This is a genomic window from Vogesella lacus (assembly GCF_979366295.1).
Genome location: NZ_CEETQT010000002.1, coordinates 339,434 through 365,662, shown reverse-complemented (window position 1 = coordinate 365,662; position 26,229 = coordinate 339,434). Strand labels below are relative to the sequence as shown.

26 protein-coding genes, 3 rRNA genes and 1 riboswitch are annotated in these 26,229 nt (G+C 60.8%); of the genes, 23 read left to right on the top strand and 6 right to left on the bottom strand.

Features of this window, described 5'->3' with window-relative positions; genetic code table 11:
- The 8 genes from ACZ9W6_RS04040 to ACZ9W6_RS04005 form a co-directional block, all read left to right on the top strand.
- Positions 1-131 (top strand): 23S ribosomal RNA (locus tag ACZ9W6_RS04040); the annotation flags it as partial.
- An 83-nt stretch (positions 132-214) separates the two neighbouring features.
- Positions 215-328: ribosomal RNA gene (gene rrf, locus ACZ9W6_RS04035) — 5S ribosomal RNA — on the top strand.
- Positions 329-402: 74 nt separating this feature from the next.
- Positions 403-516, top strand: a 5S ribosomal RNA gene (gene rrf, locus ACZ9W6_RS04030).
- Between the two features lie 135 nt (positions 517-651).
- Positions 652-1,149: a D-glycero-beta-D-manno-heptose 1-phosphate adenylyltransferase gene (rfaE2, locus tag ACZ9W6_RS04025; protein ID WP_465189797.1), complete on the top strand. Its 498-nt coding sequence runs from the start codon at positions 652-654 to the stop codon at positions 1,147-1,149.
- Positions 1,146-2,111, top strand: a complete 966-nt coding sequence (locus ACZ9W6_RS04020) for a biotin--[acetyl-CoA-carboxylase] ligase (RefSeq protein ID WP_465189796.1) — start codon at positions 1,146-1,148, stop codon at positions 2,109-2,111. The genes rfaE2 and ACZ9W6_RS04020 overlap by 4 nt, the downstream gene beginning before the upstream one ends.
- Positions 2,108-2,821 carry a type III pantothenate kinase gene (locus ACZ9W6_RS04015; RefSeq protein WP_465189795.1) on the top strand — a complete coding sequence of 238 codons (714 nt, stop codon included), beginning with the start codon at positions 2,108-2,110 and terminating at the stop codon, positions 2,819-2,821. The genes ACZ9W6_RS04020 and ACZ9W6_RS04015 overlap by 4 nt, the downstream gene beginning before the upstream one ends.
- A complete protein-coding gene (locus ACZ9W6_RS04010) occupies positions 2,818-3,723 on the top strand; it encodes an SPOR domain-containing protein (protein ID WP_465189794.1) in 906 nt (301 codons plus the stop codon). The genes ACZ9W6_RS04015 and ACZ9W6_RS04010 overlap by 4 nt, the downstream gene beginning before the upstream one ends.
- A gap of 196 nt (positions 3,724-3,919) precedes the next feature.
- A complete protein-coding gene (locus tag ACZ9W6_RS04005) occupies positions 3,920-5,587 on the top strand; it encodes a pentapeptide repeat-containing protein (RefSeq protein ID WP_465189793.1) in 1,668 nt (555 codons plus the stop codon).
- A gap of 80 nt (positions 5,588-5,667) precedes the next feature.
- Here ACZ9W6_RS04005 and ACZ9W6_RS04000 read toward each other — a convergent pair whose 3' ends face one another.
- The gene (locus tag ACZ9W6_RS04000; protein WP_465189792.1) at positions 5,668-6,354 is read right to left on the bottom strand and encodes an FMN-dependent NADH-azoreductase; all 687 of its coding nucleotides are present in this window, start codon (positions 6,352-6,354) and stop codon (positions 5,668-5,670) included.
- 95 nt (positions 6,355-6,449) lie between these two features.
- On the opposite strand from ACZ9W6_RS04000, the gene ACZ9W6_RS03995 reads away from it, so the two are divergent.
- From ACZ9W6_RS03995 to ACZ9W6_RS03980, 4 genes are all read left to right on the top strand, one after another.
- A complete protein-coding gene (locus ACZ9W6_RS03995; RefSeq protein ID WP_465189791.1) occupies positions 6,450-7,337 on the top strand; it encodes a LysR substrate-binding domain-containing protein in 888 nt (295 codons plus the stop codon).
- A gap of 179 nt (positions 7,338-7,516) precedes the next feature.
- Positions 7,517-9,493, top strand: a complete 1,977-nt coding sequence (locus tag ACZ9W6_RS03990; protein WP_465189790.1) for a PhoX family protein — start codon at positions 7,517-7,519, stop codon at positions 9,491-9,493.
- A gap of 165 nt (positions 9,494-9,658) precedes the next feature.
- Complete coding sequence (locus ACZ9W6_RS03985; protein WP_465189789.1) at positions 9,659-10,792, top strand: hypothetical protein; 1,134 nt, start codon at positions 9,659-9,661, stop codon at positions 10,790-10,792.
- Between the two features lie 154 nt (positions 10,793-10,946).
- On the top strand, positions 10,947-12,281 hold the full coding sequence (locus ACZ9W6_RS03980) for an MFS transporter (RefSeq protein ID WP_465189788.1): 1,335 nt from the start codon (positions 10,947-10,949) through the stop codon (positions 12,279-12,281).
- 2 nt (positions 12,282-12,283) lie between these two features.
- Here ACZ9W6_RS03980 and ACZ9W6_RS03975 read toward each other — a convergent pair whose 3' ends face one another.
- Positions 12,284-13,459, bottom strand: a complete 1,176-nt coding sequence (locus tag ACZ9W6_RS03975; protein WP_465189787.1) for a helix-turn-helix transcriptional regulator — start codon at positions 13,457-13,459, stop codon at positions 12,284-12,286.
- A 103-nt stretch (positions 13,460-13,562) separates the two neighbouring features.
- On the opposite strand from ACZ9W6_RS03975, the gene ACZ9W6_RS03970 reads away from it, so the two are divergent.
- The 6 genes from ACZ9W6_RS03970 to ACZ9W6_RS03945 all read left to right on the top strand — a co-directional run bounded on the left by ACZ9W6_RS03970 (position 13,563) and on the right by ACZ9W6_RS03945 (position 19,193).
- Positions 13,563-13,904: a hypothetical protein gene (locus tag ACZ9W6_RS03970; RefSeq protein ID WP_465189786.1), complete on the top strand. Its 342-nt coding sequence runs from the start codon at positions 13,563-13,565 to the stop codon at positions 13,902-13,904.
- Between the two features lie 50 nt (positions 13,905-13,954).
- Positions 13,955-14,533 (top strand): LysE/ArgO family amino acid transporter, encoded by a 579-nt coding sequence (locus ACZ9W6_RS03965; RefSeq protein ID WP_465189785.1) that lies wholly within the window; start codon positions 13,955-13,957, stop codon positions 14,531-14,533.
- 291 nt (positions 14,534-14,824) lie between these two features.
- Positions 14,825-15,790 (top strand): agmatinase, encoded by a 966-nt coding sequence (speB, locus tag ACZ9W6_RS03960; protein ID WP_465189784.1) that lies wholly within the window; start codon positions 14,825-14,827, stop codon positions 15,788-15,790.
- Positions 15,791-15,912: 122 nt separating this feature from the next.
- Positions 15,913-17,175, top strand: coding sequence for a hypothetical protein (locus tag ACZ9W6_RS03955; protein ID WP_465189783.1), 1,263 nt, complete (start codon positions 15,913-15,915; stop codon positions 17,173-17,175).
- Positions 17,175-17,597: a hypothetical protein gene (locus ACZ9W6_RS03950; protein WP_465189782.1), complete on the top strand. Its 423-nt coding sequence runs from the start codon at positions 17,175-17,177 to the stop codon at positions 17,595-17,597. The genes ACZ9W6_RS03955 and ACZ9W6_RS03950 overlap by 1 nt, the downstream gene beginning before the upstream one ends.
- Before the next feature lie 3 nt (positions 17,598-17,600).
- A complete protein-coding gene (locus ACZ9W6_RS03945) occupies positions 17,601-19,193 on the top strand; it encodes a diguanylate cyclase domain-containing protein (protein WP_465189781.1) in 1,593 nt (530 codons plus the stop codon).
- A 7-nt stretch (positions 19,194-19,200) separates the two neighbouring features.
- Here ACZ9W6_RS03945 and ACZ9W6_RS03940 read toward each other — a convergent pair whose 3' ends face one another.
- The 3 genes from ACZ9W6_RS03940 to cobT are packed head-to-tail and all read right to left on the bottom strand — an operon-like array spanning position 19,201 to position 21,638.
- On the bottom strand, positions 19,201-19,944 hold the full coding sequence (locus ACZ9W6_RS03940) for an adenosylcobinamide-GDP ribazoletransferase (protein WP_465189780.1): 744 nt from the start codon (positions 19,942-19,944) through the stop codon (positions 19,201-19,203).
- A 60-nt stretch (positions 19,945-20,004) separates the two neighbouring features.
- Positions 20,005-20,604: a histidine phosphatase family protein gene (locus ACZ9W6_RS03935; RefSeq protein ID WP_465189779.1), complete on the bottom strand. Its 600-nt coding sequence runs from the start codon at positions 20,602-20,604 to the stop codon at positions 20,005-20,007.
- Positions 20,601-21,638, bottom strand: coding sequence for a nicotinate-nucleotide--dimethylbenzimidazole phosphoribosyltransferase (cobT, locus tag ACZ9W6_RS03930; RefSeq protein ID WP_465189778.1), 1,038 nt, complete (start codon positions 21,636-21,638; stop codon positions 20,601-20,603). The genes ACZ9W6_RS03935 and cobT overlap by 4 nt, the downstream gene beginning before the upstream one ends.
- 124 nt (positions 21,639-21,762) lie before the next feature.
- Positions 21,763-21,965: riboswitch (cobalamin riboswitch) on the top strand.
- Between the two features lie 123 nt (positions 21,966-22,088).
- On the opposite strand from cobT, the gene ACZ9W6_RS03925 reads away from it, so the two are divergent.
- The 5 genes from ACZ9W6_RS03925 to ACZ9W6_RS03905 all read left to right on the top strand — a co-directional run bounded on the left by ACZ9W6_RS03925 (position 22,089) and on the right by ACZ9W6_RS03905 (position 25,967).
- Positions 22,089-23,915 carry a TonB-dependent receptor domain-containing protein gene (locus ACZ9W6_RS03925; protein WP_465189777.1) on the top strand — a complete coding sequence of 609 codons (1,827 nt, stop codon included), beginning with the start codon at positions 22,089-22,091 and terminating at the stop codon, positions 23,913-23,915.
- 93 nt (positions 23,916-24,008) lie between these two features.
- Positions 24,009-24,533, top strand: a complete 525-nt coding sequence (cobU, locus tag ACZ9W6_RS03920; protein ID WP_465189776.1) for a bifunctional adenosylcobinamide kinase/adenosylcobinamide-phosphate guanylyltransferase — start codon at positions 24,009-24,011, stop codon at positions 24,531-24,533.
- Between the two features lie 123 nt (positions 24,534-24,656).
- Entirely contained in the window at positions 24,657-24,863 is a 207-nt protein-coding gene (locus ACZ9W6_RS03915; RefSeq protein ID WP_465189775.1) for a hypothetical protein, read from the top strand.
- A complete protein-coding gene (locus ACZ9W6_RS03910; RefSeq protein WP_465189774.1) occupies positions 24,856-25,179 on the top strand; it encodes a cell division protein ZapA in 324 nt (107 codons plus the stop codon). Before ACZ9W6_RS03915 ends, ACZ9W6_RS03910 begins: the two co-directional genes overlap by 8 nt.
- Positions 25,180-25,379: 200 nt before the next feature.
- Positions 25,380-25,967 (top strand): 5-formyltetrahydrofolate cyclo-ligase, encoded by a 588-nt coding sequence (locus tag ACZ9W6_RS03905; RefSeq protein ID WP_465189773.1) that lies wholly within the window; start codon positions 25,380-25,382, stop codon positions 25,965-25,967.
- 11 nt (positions 25,968-25,978) lie between these two features.
- Here ACZ9W6_RS03905 and ACZ9W6_RS03900 read toward each other — a convergent pair whose 3' ends face one another.
- The gene (locus ACZ9W6_RS03900) at positions 25,979-26,119 is read right to left on the bottom strand and encodes a hypothetical protein (RefSeq protein ID WP_465189772.1); all 141 of its coding nucleotides are present in this window, start codon (positions 26,117-26,119) and stop codon (positions 25,979-25,981) included.
- Positions 26,120-26,229: the final 110 nt, after the last annotated feature.

Here is a 26,229-nt window from a genome sequence, read left to right as displayed (position 1 = left end):
GAAGATGAGACTTCCCTGGAGGCTTGACCTCCCTGAAGAGTCGTTCGAGACCAGGACGTTGATAGGTCGGGTGTGGAAGCGCTGTGAGGCGTGTAGCTAACCGATACTAATTGCTCGTGAGGCTTGACCCTATCAATTGAGTTGCTTTGAAGCAGCGACGCGTAAGATACAAGAATCTACCGAATTCGGCTTTGAGTTTGTATACAAGTTAATGTCTGGTGGCCATAGCGAGGTGGTCCCACGCCTTCCCATTCCGAACAGGACCGTGAAACGCCTTAGCGCCGATGATAGTGCAGATTGCCTGTGTGAAAGTAGGACACCGCCAGACTCCCCGACAAAAGCCCGACTCCATGAGTCGGGCTTTGGTTTACTCGGCCAGTTGCCGGTAAACGACCAGTTTTTTCTGGTGACCATAGCGAAGTGGCTCCACGCCTTCCCATTCCGAACAGGACCGTGAAACGCTTTAGCGCCGATGATAGTGCCGATTGCCGGTGTGAAAGTAGGACATCGCCAGAACCCCATAATGAAGCCCGGACAATCGTCCGGGCTTTTTGCATTGCAGCAGGGTTTGGGCGAGCTTGGCCGCAGTGGTATGCTGTCGGCTGTCCGAAATCTGGCCCGCATGCGGGCCATCTTGCTGGAAATGCACCCATGAGCTATCCGACCCCTTCTTTCGAACAGAAAATCTGCCCGCCAGAGCAGCTGGCCGAGAAGCTGGCCGCCTTGCCGCGTCCTATCGTGTTTACCAATGGCTGTTTTGACATCCTGCATCGCGGCCATGTGACCTATCTGGCGCAGGCGCGTGCGCTGGGCGCCTCGCTGGTGCTGGGTCTGAATACCGATGCCTCGGTGAAACGTCTGGGCAAAGGCGACGATCGCCCGATCAATAACGAGTTGAATCGCGCCGCCGTACTGGCCGCCCTCGAGTGCATCGACCTCGTGACCTGGTTTGATGCCGACACCCCGGCCGAGCTGATCGAGCTGGTAAAGCCTGACGTGCTGGTCAAAGGCGGTGACTGGACGGTAGACAAGATAGTCGGCAGCGCCGAGACGCTGGCGCGTGGTGGGGCAGTCCATTCCATCCCTTTCCTGTTTGATACCTCGACCACCGCCACCATCAAGAAAATCCGCGCAGTGGAAGGCCAATGAACGATCTGGCCTTTGCGGTACTGCGTCAGCTGGCCGATGGCCGCTTTCACTCCGGCGAGGCGATGGCGCAGTCGCTTGGCTGCTCGCGTACCCTGGTGTGGCAGGCCGTGCATCAGCTGGAAAGCGACTTCGGCCTGACCATCTTCAGCGTGCGCGGGCAGGGCTATCGCCTGCCGCAGCCTTTTGAATTGCTGGATGGCGTGGCGATACGCGCCGGGCTCGGCGAGACGGCGGCTGAGGTGCTGACTATTGCCACTGCCGAACAGCTGGACTCCAGCAATACGCGGCTGATGGCGATGGCGGCACAAGGTGCACCGCATGGCCTGATGTTGGCCGCAGAATGGCAGACCGCCGGCCGTGGCCGCCTTGGCCGGCGCTGGCAGATGCCGCTCGGCGCGGGGTTGACCTTCTCCTTGCTGTGGCGTTTTGAGCGCGGCATGGGAGGCTTGTCCGGCCTGTCGCTGGCGGTTGGTGTTGCGCTGGTGCGCGCCTTGCGCCGATTCGATGCGCCGGTGGCGCTGAAGTGGCCGAACGACGTGCTGCTGGATGGCAAGAAGCTCGCCGGCATCCTGATCGAGCTGTCCGGCGATGCACTCGGCCCGGCTGCGGTGGTACTCGGCATCGGCCTGAATGTCGGCGACCCAGGCGAAATCGACCAGCCGGTCGCCGCGCTGGCCAAAGCCGGCATCGAGGTTGGCCGCAATGCCTTGCTGGCGGCAATACTCGACGAACTGGTGGCCGTGCTGACGCAGTTTGACCGCGACGGCTTTGCCGCCTTCCGTGAAGAGTGGCTGGCCTGTGCCGCCTATCTTGGCCAGCCGGTGCGGCTGCAATTCAGCCACGGCGAGCCGGTTGAAGGCTCGCTGGCAGGGGTCGATGCTCACGGTGCCTTGCTGGTGGATACCGCCAGCGGCCAGCGCGTCTTCCATGTCGGCGAAGTCAGCTTGCGGAGCGCAACGTGAAACTGCTGATTGATGCCGGCAACAGCCGGGTGAAATGGGCGCTGTGGGATGGTGCCGAGGTGTCGCCGGTTACCGCCATTGCCCACGCCGATATCGCGCAGCTGGCGAGTGACTGGCAAGGCTTGCAGGTGGCGAGCGTCTTTGCGGCCAACGTGGCGCGTGCCGACATTCGCGCCGCCATCGAGGCCGCCGCACCACAGACCGTGCTATGGCAAGTCGCGCAACGCGAAGCCGCCGGCGTGCACAATCATTACCGCCTGCTGGCCGAACAGGGGCCGGACCGCTGGCTGGCGGTACTCGGCGCACGCCAGCTGGTGACGGGCGATGTGGTGATTGCCAGTGCCGGCACCGCGTTGACCGTAGAGGCGCTGACGGCCGAAGGCGACTATCTGGGCGGGCTGATCCTGCCCGGCTACCGGCTGATGCTGGACAGCCTCGCGCGCCACACCGCCAATCTCGACCGCCCGGCAGGCGCGGTCTGCGATTTTCCGCAGGGCACCGAAGATGCCTTGGGCAGCGGCGCGATCGACGCACTCTGCGGCGCGGTCGAGCGCATGCGGCAAAGGTTGGCCGCACGCACAGGCCGCGAAGTGCTGACCCTGCTTACCGGCGGCGATGCCGCCCTGTTACAGCCCCATCTCCCGGCACCGCTGCAGATGGTGGATAATCTTGTCATTTACGGTTTGGCCAAGGTGGCGGACAACACATGAAATGGTTTCTGATCCTGATCGTGGTACTGAATATGCTGGTAGGCCTGTACGGCTATCTCAAGCAAACGCCGGCCAGCCAGATTGGCGCGCAGGATATCAACGCCAGCCAGCTCAAGCTGCTGGCCCCCGACTGGCGGCCTGATCTGAGCGTCAACACCGCCGCCTCGACACCGGCGGCCGCCGCACCGGCCAGCGCCTCGGCACCGCACAGCCTGCAGCCGGCCAGCGCGCCACTGGCCCTCGCCAAGCCGCAGGATGCCGCCAAGGCAGCCGAAGCCAAGCTGGCCGCCGACAAGGCCGTGGCTGCCGTGGTCGTCAGCGCCACCCAAGGCAAGGACAAGTTGGCCGCAGCCACCCCGGCTGACAAGACCATGGCCAAGCCCGCCGACAAGCCGGCCGTCGTGCCCGCAGACAAACCCGCCAGCAAGACGGCCGACGCCGGTCAGTGTCTGCAGTGGGGCAATCTCGACCCGGCCCAGCTCGAGCGTGTGCAAGGCGGCCTGCCGCTGTTGAAGCTGCTCAAGCAGCCGATTGCCAGCGTGACCGAAGAGCAGCGCGGCAGCGGCAAAGCCTGGGTCTACTACCCGCCGCTGGCCACCCAGGCCGAAACCCTGACCCTGGTAGCCGAGCTCAAAGGCAAGGGCTTTGACAGCTATATCGTGAAAAACGACGGCCCGTTCAAAGGCCAGCTGTCGCTGGGCCTGTTTGGCCGCGAAGCCGCCGCCCGCGACCTCGTCAAACGCCTGCAAGCCGCCGGCTACGACAAGGCCAAGGTCGATGTGCGCGGCGAAAGCAGCAAGATCACCAGCCTGCGCTTTACCGAGCTGGATGCCGAGCGCGCCGACAAGCTGCGCGCCCTGCAAAAACGGCTGTTGCCGGGCAGGCCAGTCAAAGCCTGCTGATCAGCAAAAAAGCCAACGGCCCTGCGGGGCCGTTGGCTTTTGTCTTTCAGGGTTGACCGCAAACCGGCGGCTGGCCTTTGCCGGCGTACTTCATTAGCATGGCCAGGCCTTTGCCCCATTGTCATTGCGAAGACGCAAGCTGTGGATAAATCCGGCCTTTGCCCCGTCCTGTTGATAACCCTGAATCTGCCCGACCATGAACGATAGCGTAAAACCCGAACAGCTCTCCGTTGCCGACCGCCTCACCACCCTGCCGCCGGAAGTGCAGCAGCTGTTTGCCGGCGACGAGCATGAGCATGGCACGCCCGACAATATCAGCAAGGCGGGATGCTTGGCCTTGGCGAAGCTGGGGAAGGAAGCGTGGAATGCGTGGCGGGGGGCGTTTCCGGTGGTGCGAATCTCCCCGCCTGATCGGCAAGCCGTTTACGAAAACCATATTGACTTTTCGAGCCATGACTTCAGTGAGCGTGTCGGCATTGACTTTAGTGGTTTTAAATTTGGCGCTGGTGCTAATTTCTATAAGACCAAATTCGGACTTGTGGCCAAGTTTGTAAATACGGAATGGGGTGACGATTGTGATTTCAGTGAAACACATTGGTTACCGGGACCTGATTTTACTGACGCAAGTTGGGGAAATCGTGCTTGTTTCAGATCCGCAAGATGGGAAGCGCAAGCAAAATTTTTGCGTGCAGAATGGGGTGATGAAGCTGAGTTCAGGTGTGCAACTTTTGGTGATCAATCAACGTTTCAGTTAGCGCAGTGGGGCACAGGAGCCAGTTTCAAGCTGGTTCTGTGGGGAGTCGATACAAATTTCATAGATGCTTGCTGGCATGGAAATGTTGAATATCAGTGGGCACACTGGGGGCGTCGTGCGTGCTTCGAGAATGCGCACTGGTTAGGCAAGGCTAATTTCCAAGGTGCGCAATTCGGTGATGATGCCAATTTTCTCGCTTGCACTTGGGAGGATGATGTCGACTTCTCCGCTAGTAGTTGGGATTTGGTGCCTCGCAGTTTTTATGACCATCCTGTAGAGCAAAAACAAATAACAGCGATCAAAGATCAGGCGCAATGGAAAAGTGTTAGCCCTGATTGTTTCTCGGTAATTTCATTCGCCGGTTCATACTTTAAATCAGGCGTTGATTTCACTAATCGGAAATTCAAAAGCAAAGCCAATTTTGGTGTTGTTACCCGGCAGGTAAAAAGGAATGAAAAAGGTGTGGCAATGGGTGATGATGGCAAGTTGTCTTGGGAGGAAAAGCAAGAACCAGCCCGTCGTGTCGAATTTGGATTGCCTCCGGTATTTCATGGTTGTGAAATACACCAAAGCATAAAATTTGACGAGAAATCATTTCCTGCTGCGAGGTATGGTAGAGGCCGAGTTGATTCTTATCGGACGCTGAAGCAATTTTTCAACAAACAGCAGGATTTAAAAACAGAACTACTCTTCTACAAATTAGAGCTGGCAGAGGAGTCCAAGCAATACAGATGTAAGCAGTGCTTGCGTCGTTTGTTATTTGAGACTTATCAGTTCACGAGTGATTATGGCTTCAGCCTGTGGCGGCCATTTGTCGCTTTCCTTGTTTTGTTGTTGGCGTTCGCACAGGTTTATGGGTATTACAGCAATGAATTACCTTCATGCTGGTTGTTTGAACCTGCTTGTGAGGGTTCGACAAAATGGTACGAATTCAGTCTTGCCCAGGCTTTGCCTTTTTCCGGTTTTGACAAGCTCGATAATTTTAAAGATGGCGGTGAGAGCCTTTTCAAGGACGTGCCGGTTCTGGTGCTGGCTCTGCACAAAGCACTTTCGCTGGCCGCGCTCTTCCTGATGGGCCTCGCCCTGCGCAATCTGTTCCGCCTCAAATAACAGCAATACACACCAAGGTTGGCCGCAGGCTTTCGAGCTTGCGGCCAACCTTTTGCTTATCTGCCGGCGCGGCCTTGCACTCAGACTTTGAGTGGCAGCCGGCTGGCGATCAGGCTGGCGGTCAGCGTGGCGATGTCGGCTTCGGCCTGGGCCAGTGACAGCGCCAGCCTTTCGTCGCCGAATTCGTCGTATTCGACGGCGATGCGGTGCTGGTCGGTGACGCCGAGGTAGCCGAAGGCGGCTTCGACCATCGGTTCGACGTGGTTGAGGCTGTGGTATTGCCCGCCGGGCTGGTAGTCGTAACCGCCGCGTGCCGACAGCAGCACCAGGGTTTTGTTCTGTTCGGCCAGCAGCGGCCAGTAGGGTTGCGGCTTGCTGCGGTCAAAGCCGAAGGTGCGGCCAACGCGCACGATGTTGTCGATATAGGCCTTGAACTGGGCGGGTGGGCCGAAGTTGTACATCGGCAGGCCGACGACGATGATGTCGGCCACCAGCAGTTCGTCCACCAGACTGTCGCTCTCGGCCAGTACCGCGTGCATGGCGGCGCTGCGCTGCTCGGGGCGGGTGAAGGCGGCGGCCACCCAGTCGCCGCTGATCGGCTGTGGCGGCGCTGCGCCGACGTCGCGGTAGCGCACTTGCACGGCGGGGTCGCGGGCTTGCCATTGGCTGACAAAGGCGTGGCTGAGGCGGCGGGTGTGCGAGCCGTGGGCATCGTGGCCGGAACGGCCGGCTCGCGCGCTGCTATCCATATGAAGTATCGTGGTCATCTTCGGTCTCCGGTGGTGAGTGTCTGCAGTGTGCTGCGGCACCATAGCGGCGACAAATGATGATTTCTGATCTGATAACTGAAACAAATTCAGCCGTGAGCCAAAAAAGACGACTGCCCCCGCTTAATACCTTGCGCGGTTTTGATGCTGCCGCGCGTCATCTGAGCTTCAAGTTGGCCGCACAGGAGCTGAGCCTCAGCCCGACGGCGATTACCCATCAGATCCGCTCGCTGGAAGACGAGCTGGGCGTGGTGCTGTTCGAGCGGCGCGTGCGCGAAATCGCGCTGACGCCGGCCGGCACGGTGTTGCACACGGCGGTGCGCGAGGCGATGAGCCGGCTGGAGGCAGGGCTTTGCGCGCTGGAACAACTGGCGCAGGCGCGGCCGGTGGTGACGGTCAGCGCGACGCCGGCTTTTGTCACGCAGTGGCTGATTCCGCGCATGGCGGCTTTCAATGCGCGTTATCCCGATATCGGCCTGAAGGTACACGCGTCTTATCAGCCGGAGAGGGTGGCGCCGGGCGGGGTGGATCTGGCTATCCGCTATGGCCGCGGCCAGTATCCGGGGCTGGCGAGTGATTTGCTGATTCACGACCGGCTGACGGTGGTGGCGCGCCCCGGTGTGGCGGCCAACGATAGCCGGCAGTGGCACCTGATCCGCTATGACTGCAGCGAGGCCGGCTTTGCGGCGCTGGACTGGCCGGCGTGGTTTGCCGGCACGGCCTTGCCGCCGCCTGATTACGCCACAGCCACCCGTTTTACCGACGAGATCAATGCGATCGAGGCGGCCATGGCCGGCTTGGGCGTGGCCTTGCTGAGCGAGGCACTGCTGGAGTGCGAGCTGGCCGCCGGCACCTTGCTGCGCTGTCACGATCACACTCTGGCCGGTTTTGCCTATTACGTGGTCAGCCCCGAGACAGGTCTGAGCGCGGCGGTGGCCACGGTGCGTGACTGGCTGCTGGCGGCGGCGCAGCCGGCTGGCTGAGGCGTTCAGCCAAATCATGCTTCGTCAGGCAGGTTGTCAGCGCCAGCAGAGGTTGGCCGCAAAGATGCTGTTTCATGCTCTATATGAATCGAAACAATATCGTCATGTTTTTGTGAGCTGATTGTCATCTTTGTCACCTAAGGTGTCGGGATTCGTTCCGATGAATCTTCGAGGTCAGCATGTCAGATAGCTACAAGTTCAAACAGTATGGTGTTAACGATGTGTCCAACACCTGTAACAACCCGGCGCTGTCCGACGTGCTGGACGCGCGCTTTTCGCGTCGCGGCCTGCTGAAGGGTACTGGCGCACTGGGCGCGGCCGGTCTGTTGTCCGGCTCGTTCGCCACCCTGGCCGAAGCGGCCGGCAAGGCGGCACCGGCAGGCAAGATGGTGCGTGGCAAGCTGGGCTTTAGCCCGGTGCCGTTCGGCTTTGAAGACAAGGTGGTGGTGCCGCAGGGCTATGTCGCCGAGGTGCTGTACGCCTGGGGCGATCCGGTGGGTATCAAGGGTCAGATGCCGGCTTTCAGGCAGGATGCGTCGAACACTGCGGCCGAGCAGGCGCTGCAGGCCGGCATGCACCACGACGGCATGGCTTACTTCCCGCTGCCGCTGGGCGCAACCGGCAGCAAGAGCGGCATTCTGGCGATGAACCACGAATACACCGACGACGGCCTGCTGCACACGGATGGCATGAAGAACTGGAATGCCGACAAGGTGCTGAAATCGCAGCACGCCCACGGTGTGTCGGTGATTGAAGTCGAGGCACAAGGTGCCGGCAAGGGCTGGAAAGTGGTGCGTCCGTCGAAGTACGCACGTCGCATTCATGCCAATACCCCGATGGCGATCAGCGGCCCGGCACATGGCCATGCGCTGATGCAGACCGAAGCCGACCCGAAGGGCGTGGAGATTCTGGGCACCTTCAATAACTGCGCTAACGGCCAGACGCCGTGGGGCACTTATCTGACCTGCGAAGAAAACTGGGACGGTTACTTCGAGAACAATTCCGGCACGCTGTCGGCCAACGAAAAACGCTACGGCATCAATGCTACCGGCGCGGGTTACAACTGGGCGAAGGAAGACTTCCGCTTTGATTTGCAGATCAACCCGAACGAAGCCAACCGCTTTGGCTGGGTGGTGGAGATCGACCCGTTCGATGCCACATCCAAGCCGGTGAAGCACACGGCACTGGGCCGCTTCAAGCACGAAGGCGCCACCGTGACCATCGCCCCGAGCGGCCATGCCGTGGTGTATATGGGCGACGACCAGCGCTTCGAGTACATCTACAAGTTTGTGTCCAAGAGCAAGTACGACGCGAAAAACCGCAAGGCCAATATGGGCCTGCTGGCCGAAGGTACGCTGTACGTGGCGCGCTTTGACGCCGACGGCAATGGCCAGTGGCTGCCACTGGTACATGGCCAGAACGGCCTGACTGCTGACAACGGTTTTGCCGATCAGGGCGCGGTGGTGATCATGGCGCGTATGGCCGCCGACAAGGTGGGTGCCACCAAGATGGACAGGCCGGAATGGATCGCCGTTGACCCGCAGCGTCCGGGCAGCGTGTACTGCACGCTGACCAATAACAGCGATCGCGGCAAGGATGGCAAGCCGGGTGTTGATGCAGCCAACCCGCGCAACGACAACCGCTTCGGCCACATCATGCACTGGCTGGAAAACGGCAACGATGCTGCGAGCCTGAGCTTCAAGTGGGACATCTTCGTGCTGGCAGGCCGCCCGGATGCCGCCAAGCAGGAGCATGTCGGCAATATCAAGGGTGATGCCTTCGGCAGCCCGGACGGCCTGGTATTTGACCATCAAGGCGTGCTGTGGGTGCAGACCGATGTGTCGACCTCCACCGTCAACATGAAGGAGTACAAGGGCATGGGTAACAACCAGATGGTGGCCGTGCTGCCCGAGTCTGGCGAGTTCCGCCGCTTCCTGACCGGCCCGAACGGTTGCGAGATTACCGGCCTCGCCTTCACGCCGGACAACAAGACCATGTTCGTCAACATCCAGCATCCGGGCGAGCCGGACAGCGAGCGCAATGACCCGGCCAAGCCGACCGCGATCTCGGCCTGGCCGGATGGCCCGAATGCCGGCCGTCCGCGTGCCGCCACCGTGGTGGTGCGCAAGCTGGATGGCGGCGTAATCGGCAGCTGAGTCAGCGATTACTGTCGTGGTAAATGACAAGGCCCCGCCTGCGGCGGGGCCTTGTTGCATATTGCGGCCTTGTGGCCAGGCTTTACGCCATATGGTTGCCGGCCATCGCGACGCCGATATACTCGCTGCAATAAAATCCATGCAGCGAATCAGGAGAGTGGCGTGATGAATAAAGTCTTGGGCTTATGCTTATGCCTGCTGGCCAGCCCCTTGTTTGCCCAGAACCTGCTGCTGCAAGGCAAGGTCGGTGGCAGCGAGGTGGTGATGACGCTGGAGATCGGCAAGGACCGTGAAGTCAGCGGCCGCTATTTCTATCGCAAGCATCTGCAGGACATTGCGCTGGACGGGCAGTTGGCCGCCGATGGCAGTCTGGTGCTGGGCGAGAACCTGCCCTACGACACCACGCGCAGCGATTTTCGCCTGAAGGCCGATGGCAAGGGCTGGCGCGGCGAATGGCGCGGGCCCAAGGCAAAGCAGGCGGTGAGTGTCAGCCTGCAGCCTTACCAGCCGGCCGAATGGCCGCGCAGCGAGGATGCGGCACGCAGCGCCATGCGACAGTCCGACCCCTACAACTATGTGCGTCTGGCCGCGATGCAGCTGAAAGCCGGCAAGCGTGAAACGGTGCAGGGGCATGGCTTGCAGTGGTGGCAGGAGCCGGTCAGCAAGGTGACCTTCTTCCGGCTGGAAGCCGGTTATCCGGATGCCGTGCGCGAGCGGCTGAACCAGCAACTGGCAATGGCGCAGTGGCAGTCGGTGGCGGCCTACTTTGACTGCATCGCCGGTGGCGCGCGTAGTGCCGGGGCGGATTACGAGGTGAGTGTGACGCCCGGTTTGCTGGGCACGCAGTTATTCAGCACCCGCATCCAGACAGCCTATTTTTGCGGCGGTGCCCACCCCGATTTTGAAGACAGCTCGCTGAATCTGGACGTTGCCAGTGGCCGCGAACTGGTGCTGGAGGACATCCTGTGGCTAGGGAAAAAACCGGCCGGCCCATTGCGCAATGACAAGGGCGAGCTGCTTGACCCGCAATACAGCTCGGCGGTGTTTAACCCGTGGTTGCTGCGCACCCTGCAGCAACTGTATCCGGCCGAATTTGCCGAAGATAGCGGTGATGAGGGCTGTGATTACCATGATCCGGCTGTCTGGCACGACAGTGGCTGGCGCCTGACGCCGAAGGGCATCGTGTTCGGGGCCTACTTCCCGCGCGTGGCGCGGGTGTGTGACAACCCCGACTGGAGCGTAATCCCGTGGGCGGTGGTGAAGCGTCACCCCGGCCTGAAACCCTACTCGCTGCCTTGATCCGGCAGTGCAAGGTTGGCCGCAATCTGCGGCCAACCTTTTAATAATTATGGCTTATCAGTGGCAGATAAATGTAGTTGCACTGCAACAAAAAAAATCCCGTTGGCGTGTGCTGACGGGATTTTCATTTCTATAGCATTGGCAGGCTTGTAGTATGCGCACCGAATCAAACAGTTATACGGGTTTCGATATGGTTGAGCGGCATTCAAGTACTGGCAAATCGGCATTAAGCCCACGCCAGATCGGCGCGATTACCCTCGGTAATGCGCTCGAAATATATGATTTTGTTTTGTACGGTTTTCTGGCCAGCACGCTTGCTCGGCAGTTTTTCCCGGCTGACGACCCTTTGAGCTCCCTGTTTGCTGCCTTCATGGTGTTTGGTGCGGGGTTTGTCATGCGCCCTGTCGGTGCGGTCTTGCTTGGGCGGTATGCCGACAAGTATGGGCGTCTTGCGGCACTGCAGTTGAGTATTGTGCTGATGGGGCTGGGGACGCTGGTGTTTGTGCTGGCACCGACTTATGCCCAGATCGGCGCCTGGGCTGGTGTGATTCTGGTGCTTGGGCGTCTGCTGCAGGGTTTTTCGATGGGCGGCGAAATCAGTGCCTCCTCGGTGGCCTTGCTCGAAGGCGGTGAGGCGAACAAGGCCTGTGGGCGGCTGAGCTGGCAGTTTGCCAGTCAGGGGGGCGGCAGTGCGCTGGCGGCGCTTGTGGTGCTGTCGTTGGGGCAGGCAATGCCGCCACACGTTTTTGCCGACTGGGGCTGGCGGCTGGCTTTTGCACTGGGTTTGCTGATTGTGCCAACCATCTGGATGATGCGACGCACCTTGATCATGACCGAGTCGAAAGCCGGGGAGGCCACTGATAATGTGCAGATCTGGTCGTACCGCCAGGAGTTATTCTGGGGTGCCTTGCTGATTACCGGTTCGACGGCCAGTGTGTATCTGATGCTTAACTTCTTGCCGGTTTATCTGGCCGAGCAGCAGGGCTGGCCCAAGGTGATCGGGCAGAGTGCCGCCTTGCTGGCGAGTCTGGTGATTCTTTGTGCGTCGCCAGTATTCGGGCGGCTTGCCGACAAGCTGGCGTCGCGACAGCAGATGATACGCTATGCACTGGCCGCGGCTGCGTTGCTGGTGCCTGTGCTGTTTGCCTGTATCTTGTCCGGCCAGATCCGCTGGCTGTTGTTGCCGCTGGTGTCGATTTATATGCTGACAACGGTGGCGCTGACCGTGGCGGGGCTGGCCTTGATGATGGAGAGCTTTCCCCCGTCCTGTCGGGCCTTGGGCACCGGCATTTGCTACAGCCTCGGGGTGACCCTGTTTGGCGGCTTCAGTGCGGCCATTGTCATCAAATTGATGGCGCTGACTGCCAATGCCTGGGTGCCGGCCATTTATCTGCTGTTGGCACTGGGTGTGTCCTGGCTGGCTGCAGGGCGGCTGTCGGCGAGTCGTTCCGCCGGACAGCCAGTATTGCCGGCCGGCGCTGTCGTCTGATTTCAGATAGCCGGGAGGGCAACCAGCAAACGTAGCAGGTTTTGCAGATTGTCTTCCCCGGTTTTTTGCAGAATGGCCCTGATCTGGCTGCGCACGGTGGCCGGGCTCAGGCTGTTGAGCTGGGCGTATTGCTCGGCACTATTGCCCTTGGCCAGTGCATGGGCCAGCCGGCTCTCGGCCACGGTCAGGCCGAACAGCTGGGTAAGGTTGGCCGCAGAGGCCAGCAACTGCCGTTTTCTCGGCCTGATCAACAGCAGAATGTCTCCCTGGGCATGCAGCACGAGGCCGGGTGGCCGTTCGCCGGCACGTATCGCACTCGCTTCTTTCTGGCTGGTAAAACCCGGCTTGATCATGCCTGCACCGATGCCCTCGCGCGGAAACGGCAGGATATGTACAACGACTGACTCTTGCCCGCTGTCTGGTGCGGCAATCTGCAGGCATTCCGCCTGTCGGCTGCGTTGTACCCGCAAGATCGCCTCGTTCATGCCTGCATGTGCGGCGAGTTTGTTATGCCGTTTGCCGCTGCCAGGTTGGGCAGGGAAGTAGCGCTCGGCGGTCGGGTTCATGTACAGCAGCTTGCGGTTATGCGACAGCAGGGCAACGCCTTGTTCCATCGCCTCAAGGCCTTGTTCGCCGGCCCATGCGGCGCAGCGCAGTGCTTCGGTGTGACGCCACTGGCGAAACCAGGCTGACAAATGCGGCAGCAATTGCTTGACGGCCTGCTGTTGTGCTCGCTGAAACGGGGATTTGCCGACCTCGTGATTGAATACCACGAACACATCTTCATCGGCATGCGAGTACACCCGCCCTCCCATGATGTAACGCATCCCGATCATCTTTATCTGGTAATCCTGATAAAAGGTGTCACGGGCGACAAAGCGGTTATCAAAGTGTTCGTGGCAATGAAATACCGTGCCAACCGGCTGGCGCATTGCTGCATCCATGCGCGGGTCAATCGCACGCAGTTCGCGGGTATAGGTATTGACGTGGGCGGCGAGGCGGCCTGTGGCCTGGCTGAGGGTGGGCATATCCAGGGTCTGATGCCAGCCAATCAGGTGCAGGCCGTCACTGCCCAGCCATTGATCCAGCCGCGCCAATGTCGCCGGGGTCTGGCCGGGGTCAAGAATACTGTCGTACAAATTGATGATGAGTGAATCACGGGCATCGTCTTCCAGCATCGACTCAGGCCTCCAGCCCGATAGCAGAAAAATTTATAGATATTATCTACATCAATAACTCATAACTGCTATCACAATCTTCATCAATTTTGATGATGTGCAAATGACATCGCACTTCTACAGTACGGCAGGTGACAACTGTGGGGATTTCCCCGAAGCCGGCAAGGAGAGCGTGATGAAAGCAAGACATTTTGGATGGGCGGGGGCAGCGCTGCTGCTGATGACACAACTGGCGTGGGCAGATCCTGCTGCGGCCAACCGCATTGCGCACAGTAAGTCTCTCAAGCCATTGAGCGAGAAGGTTTTTGTCTTGCAATACCAGCAGCACACCAACAAGAAAGCTTCGGCAGAAACGTATCAGAAATATCTGAAACGCTGGGAAGCAGCCAAGGCGGATGGTTTCATTCTGGATGTCAAAACCTTTGGTCATACCGAAGACAGTTAAGGCCTGGTCTGACGATGCAAACCGGAATATTCCTTTCGGCATTTTTGTTGATGGCCAGCAGCATCATCGGCATCGGTCCGCAGAATACCTTGCTGCTCAGGCAGGGTCTGGCGAAGTTCTATGTTGGCCGCGTTGTTGCAATCTGCATTGTTTTTGATGCGGTACTGATTACGCTGGGTGTTTTCTGGGTAGGGACCGAGTTGCAAAAAATGCCCAGCCTGGCCAAGGCATTGACGGCGATAGGCGCGGGTTTGATGTTGTGGCTGGCTTTCATGGCATTTCGCTCGGCATGGTTTTGCAAGACCCGCTTTGAAGATGGCGCGGCAGAGCGTTGCCAGCGCCGGGTGAGGCAGCAGATTTTGCTGGTAACCGTGCTCAACCCCTTGGTGTGGCTGGATACGGTTGTGCTGATGGGCAGCCTGTCGGCTATGCAGCCGGTAGATGGGCGGCTGTGGGTTTTGCTGGGTGCACTGAGTGCATCGGTCTTGTGGTTTGGCGGGGTAGGTTATGGCGCACGTTTGCTGGCCCCCTTGTTCAAGAGCCCGACCAGCTGGCGCTGGTTAGATGTGGCAATCGGCTGCGTGATGAGCTACCTGGCTATCAGCCTGGGTGCTGTGCTGATGGCCTGAAGATCACGTGTTCTGCGGCGGTGGTCATCGCAGGGCTGTGAAGTTGGAGTTGTAGTGTTTTTCTTTTCTCGTAGTATCCGTTTGACCCTGCAGCCATGCAGGGTCTTTTTTCCGGGTATCGTCGCGGCAAGCCCTTCATTTGCCGGCTAAACTTGCCCTGATGCGTGCAGATGGGCACACTGCGCGCTGGCACCACGGGGTGCACCAGCCTTAAACCGTCGGCTGGGCTCAAGATGGACGGTAATCGTCGCGGCTTCGTCGCTGCGGCGTGCTCTTTTTGCAGGAGCGAACATGTCTGACGATCAAATCAAGGGTGACGGCGCGATCCGCCGCGAGAGCCTGTACGGTTCTTCCATCGAAAATACTTACGCTGGCGTGCTGTCCTTCATGCGCCGCAACTACACGCGCAATCTGGAAGGCGTGGACGTGGTGGTTTCCGGCATTCCGCTGGACCTGTCCGTGACCTACCGCAGCGGCGCGCGCATGGGCCCGCAGGCGATCCGTGCCGCCAGTGTGCAGCTGGCCGAGCTGAAGCCTTATCCATGGGGTTTTGACCCGTTTGATGATCTGGCCGTGGTGGATTACGGCGATTGCTGGTTTGACGCGCACAACCCGCTGACCATCAAGCCGTCCATCATCGAACACGCCCGCACCATTCTGGCTTCCGGCGCCAAGATGCTGACTTTTGGTGGCGACCACTTCGTTACCTACCCGCTGTTGATCGCACACGCCGAAAAGTACGGCAAGCCGCTGGCGCTGCTGCATTTTGACGCGCACTGTGACACCTGGCCGGATGACAATCCGGACAGCCTGAATCACGGCACCATGTTCTACAAGGCGGTAAACGAAGGCCTGATCGACCCGGCCAAGTCGGTACAGGTCGGTATTCGCACCTGGAACGACGATTTCATGGGTCTGAACGTGCTGGGCGCACCGTGGGTGCACGAGCACGGCGTGGACGCGACCATCGCCGAAATCAAGAAGACCATCGGCGATGCGCCGGTGTATGTGACCTTCGATATCGACTGTCTGGATCCGGCTTTTGCACCAGGCACCGGCACCCCGGTACCGGGCGGCCTGACTACCGCGCAGGCGCTGAAGATCATCCGCAATCTGGGCGATCTGAACATCGTCGGCATGGACGTGGTAGAGGTGGCACCAAGCTACGACCAGAGCGAAATCACCGCCATTGCTGCGGCGCACATCGCCTGTGACATGTTGTGCCTGATGCGCAACAAGAAGGTCGCCGGCAAGTAATTGATGCCGTAAAGACTATCCCCTTTGCTTAAGCGGCAAAGGGGATATTTTTATGGGGCTTTCGAATCGCCGTATGCATTCAACGTATACTGCTTGCAACAGGTTCGGACTGCGGAGGGCATATGTTGGCCAAGCATTTATTGTTGTCTGCCTTGGCAGCCATGCCGCTGCTGGCTCAGGCGCATGGCGAGGAAACCTCGTCATTCGAGGATTGGCAGCTGAGCGGCTTTTACAGCCTGGCGCTGACCGATCAGGACGGCCCGCTGCATTTTTACCCGGCACTGTCGCAATTCAACTCGGATTATGGCTCGCGGCCAACTTACAAGGCTGACAGCGTGGTCGGCTTGCAGCTGGATGCGCCGTTCAACAGCCAGTGGTCGGCCAGCAGTCAGCTGGTGTTGCGCGATCAGGCCGAATACAGCAAGGGCGATGCCATCGAGCGGCTGTTTGTGCGTTATCAGCCATCCGAGCACCTGACCTTGCGCGCCGGCCGGCTGGCGATGGATACCTTCATGTTGTCCGATTACCGGCGCGTCTCGTATGCCTACCCCTGGGTACGGCCACCGCACGAATTCTACGGCTATCTGTCGGTTGACCATTTTGACGGTGCCGACATCGCCTACAACTGGCATGCGGCCGGTGAGTGGCAGGCCAAGCTGAATGTCGGGCCCAGCCGCACCGTGCTGCCTATCTCGACCGAGGGGCAGGATTACCGGCTGCGCACCCGCTCGCAATGGGGCGGCACGCTGCAGTGGCTGCGCGAGGCGCTGACTCTGCGCGCCGGCTATACCACTTTCCTGTTTGCCAGCGAGCCGGTGACATCGGGCTTGCTGGATCAGGCGCTGGACAGTGTCAAACCTTTCTGGCCGCAAGCCGGCGAAATCCACAATCAATTGCAGTTGAAAGACAAACGTCTGGTCTATAAGGCGCTGGGGGCTGTGTATGACCCGGGCGGCTGGTGGCTGCGCGGCGAGGTGGCGGCGCTGCAAAACCAGTCGCTGTGGTTCCCGGAGGTTCACAGCTATTACCTGGCAACGGGCGTGCGCCTGGGAGCGTGGCAGCCTTATGTCGGTTATGGCCGCGCCTATGCCACCAAGCCTTTGCTGCAGTTGAGCGAGCCGACCGGCTACCCGCCATTGCTGCAGGCTGGCATCAGCCAGACCGCCCGCGGCATCGAGCAGGCGGTCAACGCCATCCGTGTCGATCAGCACAGCACCACCCTGGGCCTGCGTTGGGATGTAAAACCGGGCATGGCGTTGAAATTGCAGTGGGACAAGCTGAAAAGCAGGCCCAATGGCAACGGCTTGCTCGGCGGTGGTAATGCGGTAGAAAGCGGGGCTATCCGCAAGAGTATTGTCTCGATCGCTGTGCAGGGGGTGTTTTGATGCCCCGATTCCTGTTGATGATGCTGGCCTTGCTGGGGCTGATCGGTACGGCACAGGCGCATTTCGTGCTGATCGCCGGGGCTGGCAGCAATATTCCCGAACTGGAAAAAAAACAGGCGGCCAACCTTTATCTGGGCAAGCCTTTGATGCTGACCTCTGGCGTGTTTGTGCAGCCGGTTGATGTGGTGGATACCGAGTTGCGCCGCGATTTTTACCTGCATCTGACCAGCCAGAACCTGGCGATGATTGATGCCTATTGGGCGCAGCTGCAGTTTGCCGGGCGCAGCAAACCCTTGCTGAAGCTGGAAAGCGAGCAAGAAGTAATTGATTTTGTCCGGCGGCGTAATAATGCGATCGGCTTCATTTCGCGGGCAGCCCTGCCCAAGGACAAGTCGGTGCGTGTCCTGCTGGTACTGGAGTAGCGGATGAATCGCAGTGTGCAATTGACCCTCGCGCTGGTGGTAGCGGCAGCTACCCTGCTGCTGTCCGGTCTCGTGGCGTGGATCAGCTATGTGCAGCGTTACGATGAGGAAATCCGTAGCGGCGAACGCATCGTGCAGGAGTTGGTGCAGGCAGTACGCAAGAGTGCCGAAATCGCCGCCTTTACCGGCAATAACCAGATTGCCAATGATGTGGTCAGCAGCCTCACTGCCAGCGAGCTGGTGGCCGGTGCGCAATTGCAAGGCGACCATGGCCTGATGGTGGCGCAGGGCAAGCTTGATGGCATTCCGGTTGCCCAACCGCTGTTTGCCCCGTTCAACCGTGAACAGCAAGTCGGCGAACTGCGCGCCGCCCCGAACTATCCTGCCTTGCAAGCCAGTGCCCGTCGTGGTGCCGGTATTGCGGCCTTGTGGCTGTTTGCGCTGTCCATCATGACCGGCATCGTGGTGTATACCGCGGTATTCATGGTGTTCAGCCGGCCGCTGACGCGCTTGTCACGCCAGTTGCACGAGATCCTGCCCGGCTCGCCTGAGCGTTTGCCGGTGGCCAACGCAGCACCGCGCAACGAGCTGTACCGGCTGACGCGCGATATCAACGGCCTGCTGAATACGGTCGAGCTGGTGGTAAATGGCGAACGCGCTTTGCGCGAACACATTACCGAGCTTGAACACCGCCTGCGTGGCATGTTCGAGCGGGCCAGCGTCGGCATCTTCCTGATCAATAAGGATGGCCGCATCAAGACGCATAATCCGGCCTTTGGTGAGTTGTCTTTTCATCTGCATGTGCAGGACAACTGGATGGACATCCTGTTTGCCCAGCCGGAACGCCTGCACGGCATGCTGCAGCGTGCGGTGATGCAGGGTCAGCCGCAGATGCAGGACTTGCAGCTGGCCGAGCCCAACGAAGGTCAGTGGCGGCATGTGGTGCTGTCCTACTCGGGGGAGGAGCAGGGCGAGGCGCTGTTCCAGGGGCTGATCTACGATATTACCGACCGCAAGCAGGGCGAGCTGGTGATGCAGCGCCAGGCGGACTACGACCATCTGACCGGTATCTACAATCGTCGCGCCGCCGAAATGTTGCTGCCGCAGCGCCTGCAACAGCAGGTGATGCGCAAGGGCAGTCTGGCGGTGCTGATGATGGACCTCGACCGCTTCAAGCACATCAATGATAACTGGGGGCATGAGGCCGGCGATCAGGTGCTGGTGGAGATTGCGCGCCGGCTGGGCCTGTTCCGTGCGCCGGGCGATATGCTGGCGCGGCTGGGCGGCGATGAATTCCTGCTGGTGGTCGAGCTGGGAGATCGCGGCCAGCTTGCCGAGCTGGCCAGCCGCATCATTCGTGAAGTCGGCCAGTGGATAAGCATAGGCCCGGGCAAGCAGGACTATGTCGGCTGCAGTATCGGCATCGCGCTGTTTCCGCAACATGGCCGCCGCGCCGACGAGTTGCGCAATGCTGCCGACCGCGCCATGTACGAGGTGAAGCGTCATGGTCGTAATGGCTATTGCTTCTACGAGGCTGACGAGACCTTGTACCGCGTGGTGTCGGTCGAGGTGTTGCGCGCACCACGCGAGGACTGATCCGCGCTTATTGCAGCGCCAATAGCCACAACAGCAGCATCAGGCTTTCGCATACCTCGATGCCGGCACCCAGACAATCGCCGGTCATGCCGCCGAGTTTCCGTTTCAGATACGCCCACCACAACAGCCCGCTCAGCGGGGCCAGCAGCAGAACCGGTGCCAGCAGATAGCTGGCAATGGCCAGCAAGCCGGCTGCCAGCCAGAAGCTCGGCCAGTGGCTGCGCCAGGCAAAACGCTCGCCGCTGCCGGCCGCCAGGCTGGGCAGGGTGGCAGACCACGCAACGGTAAACAGCCTCGCCCAGGCCGGAATCAATAGGAGCGGCAGCAGGCTGTGGATATCTTTACCGGCGTTGGCTGTCGTCTTGGCCAGCAGCATCAGCAGTACCAGCTTCACCAGCAGCTGGCTGGCCAGTGCCAGCACACCGAAACTGCCCAGATGCGGGTCTTTCAGTACTTCCAGAAACCGTTCGCGCGAGCGATGCGCGGCACCCTGCGCATCGGCCAGATCCGCCAGACCATCAATATGCAGGCCGCCGGTTACCCACAGCCAGGCCAGCAGGCCGGCCAATGCGGCCAACCATGGGTCGACGAGACTGCCGGCCGCCACCGCAAGCCAGACTATCGCCCCGACCAGCACGCCGACCGGCGCAAACCAGCGGGCGGCATCGGCCAGCCAGGCCGGATCAAAGCTGGCCAGCTGCGGGGTGGGTAAACGGGTGAGGAACTGGATGGCAAGAATCAGCGCGCGCATGCTGTGGATAAGTCTGTGGATAGGGTGAGAGAAAGCCGTGGGCAGAATGTGGGTAGCGGGCTAGTGGCCCGGTGATTCCAGCCGCGTCAGATAGGCCGGGTGGCCATCGAGTATCGACAGCTGGGCAAAGCCGCCGCGCTGCACTGCCATCAGCCGTGCCGCACTGAATTCGATGCCCAGCAGCTCGGCCAGCAGCACACTGATCACGCCGCCGTGGCTGACCAGCACACGATGGCTGCCGCGTGCCTCGCGCAGCCAGTCGGCAAAGCCGGCCAGCACGCGGGTGCGGAACAACTCGAACGATTCGCCGCCCTCGGGCGTCAGTAGGCCGCGCATCATCAGCAGCGACCAGTCTGGTGTTTCGGCATTGATCTCGGCCAGTGCCCGCCCTTCCCAGCTGCCGAAATCACATTCGGCCAGCGCCGGCGACACATGCAGCGGCACCCGGCATTGCAGCGCCTGCTTGACCGCGAACTCGCGGCAACGCAGCAGCGGCGAGCTGGCCATGCTGGTTACCGGTGCCAGCGCCGTCAGCTTTTGCCAGCTTTGCTGCATGTCGATGAGGCCTTGGGCGGTCAGCGGCAGATCGCTGCGGCCAACCAGCCGGCCTTGATGGTCGATCTGGCCGTGGCGCAGCAGGGTCAGGGTGTAAGGATTCATGCGCTCTTGCCGGCGACACCGGCCTCGGCAAAGGTGGCCATGCCGGCATGCAGCGCAATCGCCTGCTGCAACAGCGGCAGGGCAATCGCCGCGCCCGAGCCTTCGCCCAGACGCAGGCCGAGGTCGATCAGCGCCGTTAGTTGCAGGTCAGCCAGCGCCTGGGCGTGGCCGGTTTCCTGCGAGCAATGGCTGGCCAGCAGCCAGGGCTTGAGCGCCGGGTCGATATGGCAGGCGGCCAGTGCGGCAGCGGTGCTGATGAAACCATCCAGCAGCAGCGGCACGCCCTGTTCGGCACCTTCGAGGTAAAAGCCGGCCATGGCGGCGATTTCGAGGCCGCCCAGCTCGGCCAGCAGCTCGGCACCATCCAGTGATTGATTCTTCACCCGGGCCAGCGCATCGCTGACCACCTGACGTTTGATGGCGAGGTGGGCATCATCGATACCGGTGCCGCGGCCCACGATCTGGTCGGGCGCATGGCCGCCAAGGCGGCAGATCAACGCGGCAGACGGCGTGGTATTGCCGATGCCCATATCGCCGGCAATCAGCAGATTGGCCCCGTCGGCAATCGCGCGGCGCGCGGCGTTGCGGCCAACCTCAAGCGCGGCCTCGCACTGGGCGGTCGTCATCGCGGCTTGTCGGCGGATATTGCCGCTGCCTTCGGCGATCTTGGCCTGTACCACGTCTTCCAGCGCCGACAAGTCGCCCACGACGCCGACATCCACCACCTCGAGCCGCGCCTGATTCTGCCGTGCCAGCACACTGATGGCGGCGCCGCCATTGACGAAGTTGGCGACCATCGCCGCCGTCACCGAGGACGGAAAGGCCGACACGCCTTCGGCACAGACGCCGTGATCGGCAGCAAACACACAGATGGCCGGCGACAGCGGCCGCGGAATGTCACGGCCTTGCAGTGCGGCCAGCTGGCAGGCCAGCTGCTCGAGCTTGCCGAGGCTGCCTGCCGGCTTGGTCAGTTGCGACTGGCGGGCCTCGGCGGCGCGGCCGGCGGAAAGATCGGGAGCGGGGATGCGCGACATGGTGCTGATTCCTTGAATGCGGTTGGCCTGGCGGGAGGCACGATGGCCAGACCTTACGCCAGCTTGGCAGCCAGTGCAAACCGGCAGGCTTGCGCATTGTGCAGCGCGCAAGTCGTGCTGCAGGTATAATCGTCGCCCTGCAGGTGCCCGGCTGATGTTCCATCATAGGCCGGGTGAAACTGGGAAGCCGGTGTAAATCCGGCGCTGCCCCCGCAACGGTAAGGTCTGGCCGCAAGGCCCAGGTCGCACGAAAACCACTGTCGCCAGACGGGAAGGTGTGCCACCGCAAGACCCAGCCCGGAGACCGGCCTGCATCGGGTGCTGTGGAATGCGCCCGCCTGGAGTATCGCGGGGAGGCGATCAGACAGCACGTTGGCCGCAGCCGCGACCCATCATCCTGCAGTCCTGTATTTCTCCGCACTCCCGTTTCCATAAATCCGGAGTGTGAACATGTTCAAGAACAAACCCCTGGCCGCGCTGGTAGCGCTGGCATGTGCCCCGGCCGCCCTGGCCCAGACCCCGACCCAGCTCGACGCAGTTGTCGTTACTGCCACCCGTACCGCGACCCCGGTCAGCAAGGTGCTGTCCGATGTGACCGTACTGGGCCAGGAAGAAATCAGCCAGAGCGGCAGCCTGACCGTGGCGCAACTCCTGGCCGAGCAGGCGGGTGTCGAGTTTTACAGCAATGGCGGCGAAGGCAAGTCCTCCAGCCTGATGCTGCGTGGCGCCACCGCCAAGCAGACGCTGGTGCTGATTGACGGCATGCGCGTGCTGTCGGCGACGGCCGGTACCACTTCGCTGGAAAACATCTCGCTGGACAGCATCGAGCGCGTGGAAATCCTGCGCGGCCCGGCCTCCAGCCTGTACGGTGCCGATGCCATCGGTGGCGTGGTGCAGATCTTCACCAAGCGCGGCAAGGGCGCGCCAGCGCTGCGCTTCAATGCAGGCGTGGGTGCCGAAGGCAAGCGCGTGTTTGGTCTGGGCTTTGCCGGTGAAGTGGGTCAGACCCGCTTCAATCTGGGTGTAGACCACAACAAGACCGACGGTATCTCGGCGCGTAATGCCGACAATCCGAAGTACAACGCCGACCGCGACGGTTTTGAAAACACCACCTATACCGTCAGTGCCGAGCATCAGCTGGCCGCCGGTCACAGCCTGGGCTTCAATCTGTACCAGTCCGAAGCCCGCAACGAGTACGACCAGTCTGCCAAGGCGGCCGACGAGTCGCGTTCTCGCTTGGCTGGCCAGTCTGTCGAGCTGAAAAACCGCGTTTCCGAGCGCTGGACCAGCTCGCTGCGCTATATCAACAGCAGCGACAAATCGCGCAATTTCACCAATGGCAACTTTGCCGTGGCCAGCAGCCAGTTCGAGACTCGCCAGCAAGAATGGCAGTGGAACAACCAGCTGGATCTGGCCTCCGCCGGCCAGCTGACGCTGGGTGCCAACCACCTGCTGCAGCGCGTGTACAGCACGACGGCCTACAGCCAGAACCGTCGCACCGTGGATGCGGTGTACGCCGGCTATCAGGGCGAATTCGGTGCCCATCGTCTGCAGGGTAGCCTGCGTCATGACGACAACTCGCAGTTTGGCGGCAAGACCACCGGCCAGATCGGCTACGGCTACCAGCTGACGCCGTCGCTGTTGCTGCGTGCGGCCTACGGCACGGCTTTCAAGGCGCCGACCTTTAATGATCTGTACTGGCCACTGGCCTTCGGCTATCAGGGCAACCCGAACCTGAAGCCGGAAGAAGCCAGCAACCGCGAACTGGCCGTGCACTGGCGTCAGGGCGGTAGCCATCTGCGCGTGACCGCTTTTGACAACCATATCCGCAACCTGATCGCCGGCACTGCCGACTGGTCTACCGTGGATAATCTGGAAAAGGCACGCATCATCGGCCAGACCATCGAAGCCGGCCAGCAGTGGGGTAACTTCGGTCTGAGCGCCAACCTCACCAACCAGCGCGCGCGTGACGAAAACAGCGGTAAGCTGCTGGTGTATCGTGCCAAACTGCACGGCGGCATCAATGCCACCCTGCAGCAGGACCGTACCCGTTACACCGCGCAACTGGTGGCCAGCGGCCAACGTCCGACCAGCAATGCCAATACCGACTTCCTGGGTGGCTATGGCGTGCTGAATCTGGCGGTTGAGCACGAACTGGCGCGCAACTGGACGCTGCAGGGCAAGCTCAGCAATGTCACCGACAAGCGTTATGAAACCACCAAAGACTACAGCCAGCCACGTCGCGGCTGGTTTGTCGGTGTGCGTTACGCGCAATAAGCCGGACGTTGCGGCCAACCCTTACCCAAGGTTGGCCGCAAGCGGCAACAGGCCTTCCCCGTGTCGGGGGAGGCTTTTTTACAGGAGTCAGCCATGCGACATCTGATCAGTGGTGGTGCGCGTAGCGGCAAGAGCCGCCACGCTGAAAATCTGGCGCTCGCGCATGCCGGCCCGGTGACGTATATCGCGACAGCCGAGCGGCGCACGGATGCCGCTTTTCTGGCACGCATCGCCCACCACAGCCAGCGCCGTCCGGCCAGCTGGGGGCTTGTCGAGGCCGGGCAAGAGTTGCCGGCGCTGATCGCCAGCCACGACCAGCCCGATGGCCTGCTGCTGATCGACTGTCTGGGCATGTGGCTGATGCGCTTTTTCGATGGCGATGGCCGTTTTGACATGGCCCGCTGGCTGCAGCAGCGCGAGGCGCTGTTGGCCGCGCTGGCCGCTTGCCGTGGCGAGGTGATCCTGGTCAGCAACGAAGTGGGCTGGGGTGTGGTGCCGCTGGGGCAGGAGACGCGTGACTTTGTCGACGAGCTTGGCCGGCTGAACCAGTCGGTGGCAGAAGCCTGCGAAAAGGTCAGCCTGGTGGCTTGCGGATTGCCGCTGGCACTCAAGGGTTAAAGCCGTGCTGTGCCGGTCGGCAGTTTATGACGGCTGACATGGCGGGGCAAAGCAACGTAGAATCGGCGGCTGTGACGGCCTGATGCCGCCAGCCGACTGACTTTATTTCTTCACGAAGCCGACATGGAACAAGAACTCGAACATCTGGAACATCGCGTGGTGGCCCTGATTGCCCGCCTGCACGAACTGGAAACCCAGAACGACCGTCTGGGCGAAGTGCTCGCGCATACCATGAAGGAAAACGCCGAGATGCGTTATGCGCTGGAAGAAACCCGTCACCGGGTGGCTGCCCTGATGAACCGCCTGCCACAGGAAGAACAGCATGAGTGAGATCGTACAACTGGACGTAACCTTGCTGGGTCGCCAGTTCACCATCGGTACGCCGATCGAAGAGCGCGATACCCTGCAGCAGGCCATCCGTCTGCTGGGCGAAAAAATCCAGGCGATTCAGTCCGGTGGCCGCATTGTCGATGCCGACAAGATCGCCATCATGGCTGCGCTGAACATTGCCCACGACCTGCTGAAAGTAAAAGTCGGTGATGATGGCTTGGAGATGGCGACAATCCGTCGTAAAATAAGCGACATGAGCGAGGCGATTGACTCGGCACTAGCCCGTCAGCCAAACAGCCCGCTTCAGTCAGAATAACCGTTCTTCCCCTGCGGTGTTCGCGACGGCCCATAATTCCTTTGTACCAATGCGTTCGCTTCAGGTTGCCAGCGCAGTCGTAGGTGTGCCGCGTCCCTTTGCCGGACGCGCCCGAAATGGCAGCAAGGTGACCCTCCCTGGAAACAGGGTACAAGCGAATTCGGCCAGAGCGACGCCGGCGGGGGTTCCCCCTCTCTCCGATGCCAGCTACCGTTGATGCCAAGTCCGCCCTGCGGCGGCAGATTCGTCATGCACGCAAATCCCTGAGCCTTGCCGAGCGCCGGCGAGCCGAACGCGCCGTCAGCCGCCATGCGCGGGTATTGCTGCGCCCCGGACGGCGTATCGGCGCCTACATTGCCACCGGTTCCGAGCTGGATGTCTTGCCGCTGATCGAGCGGGCCTTGTCGCACCGCTGCCGGATTGCGCTGCCGGTCTTGCCGCAGCGTGGCCGCAAGATGCTGTTTTCGATCTTGTCGGCACAGGGCAGCTGGTATCTGAATCGTTATCGCATTCCCGAATTTGCCGGCAGCCATTGGCAGGCACGTCAGCTTGATGTGCTGCTGGTGCCCTTGCTGGGGGTGGATGCTGATGGCTATCGTCTGGGGCAGGGCGGTGGTTTTTACGACACCACACTCGACTATGTACGACTGTACAAAAAATGGCGCCGACCATTACTGGTCGGCGTTGCTTTCGATTGCCAGCGAGTGGCAGAAGTCCCCAGAGAGGCCTGGGACATCCGCCTCGACTATCTGCTGACCGAGTCCGGTCTGCATCGCTTTAGCAGCTGACAAGCGACAGCTTAGTTGGTGCAACCGTTTTCTATCACCTCGTGTGGTGTGCACTGCAGATGCGGTGGCACTTTTTTCTCGGCCGGGACAGTAGCCGCAACAGCGCTGGCAGCAATGGCGGCGAGGAAAACGCTCAGGATGACTTTTTTCATGGTAGGGCTCACTTTCTTGTTCGGGGTTTTGGTTTGCTCTGCATGACACATTTGTGTCTCTGAAACTATAGCACCCGTATGGAATACAGTTGCTTCTCTTTGTTAATGAT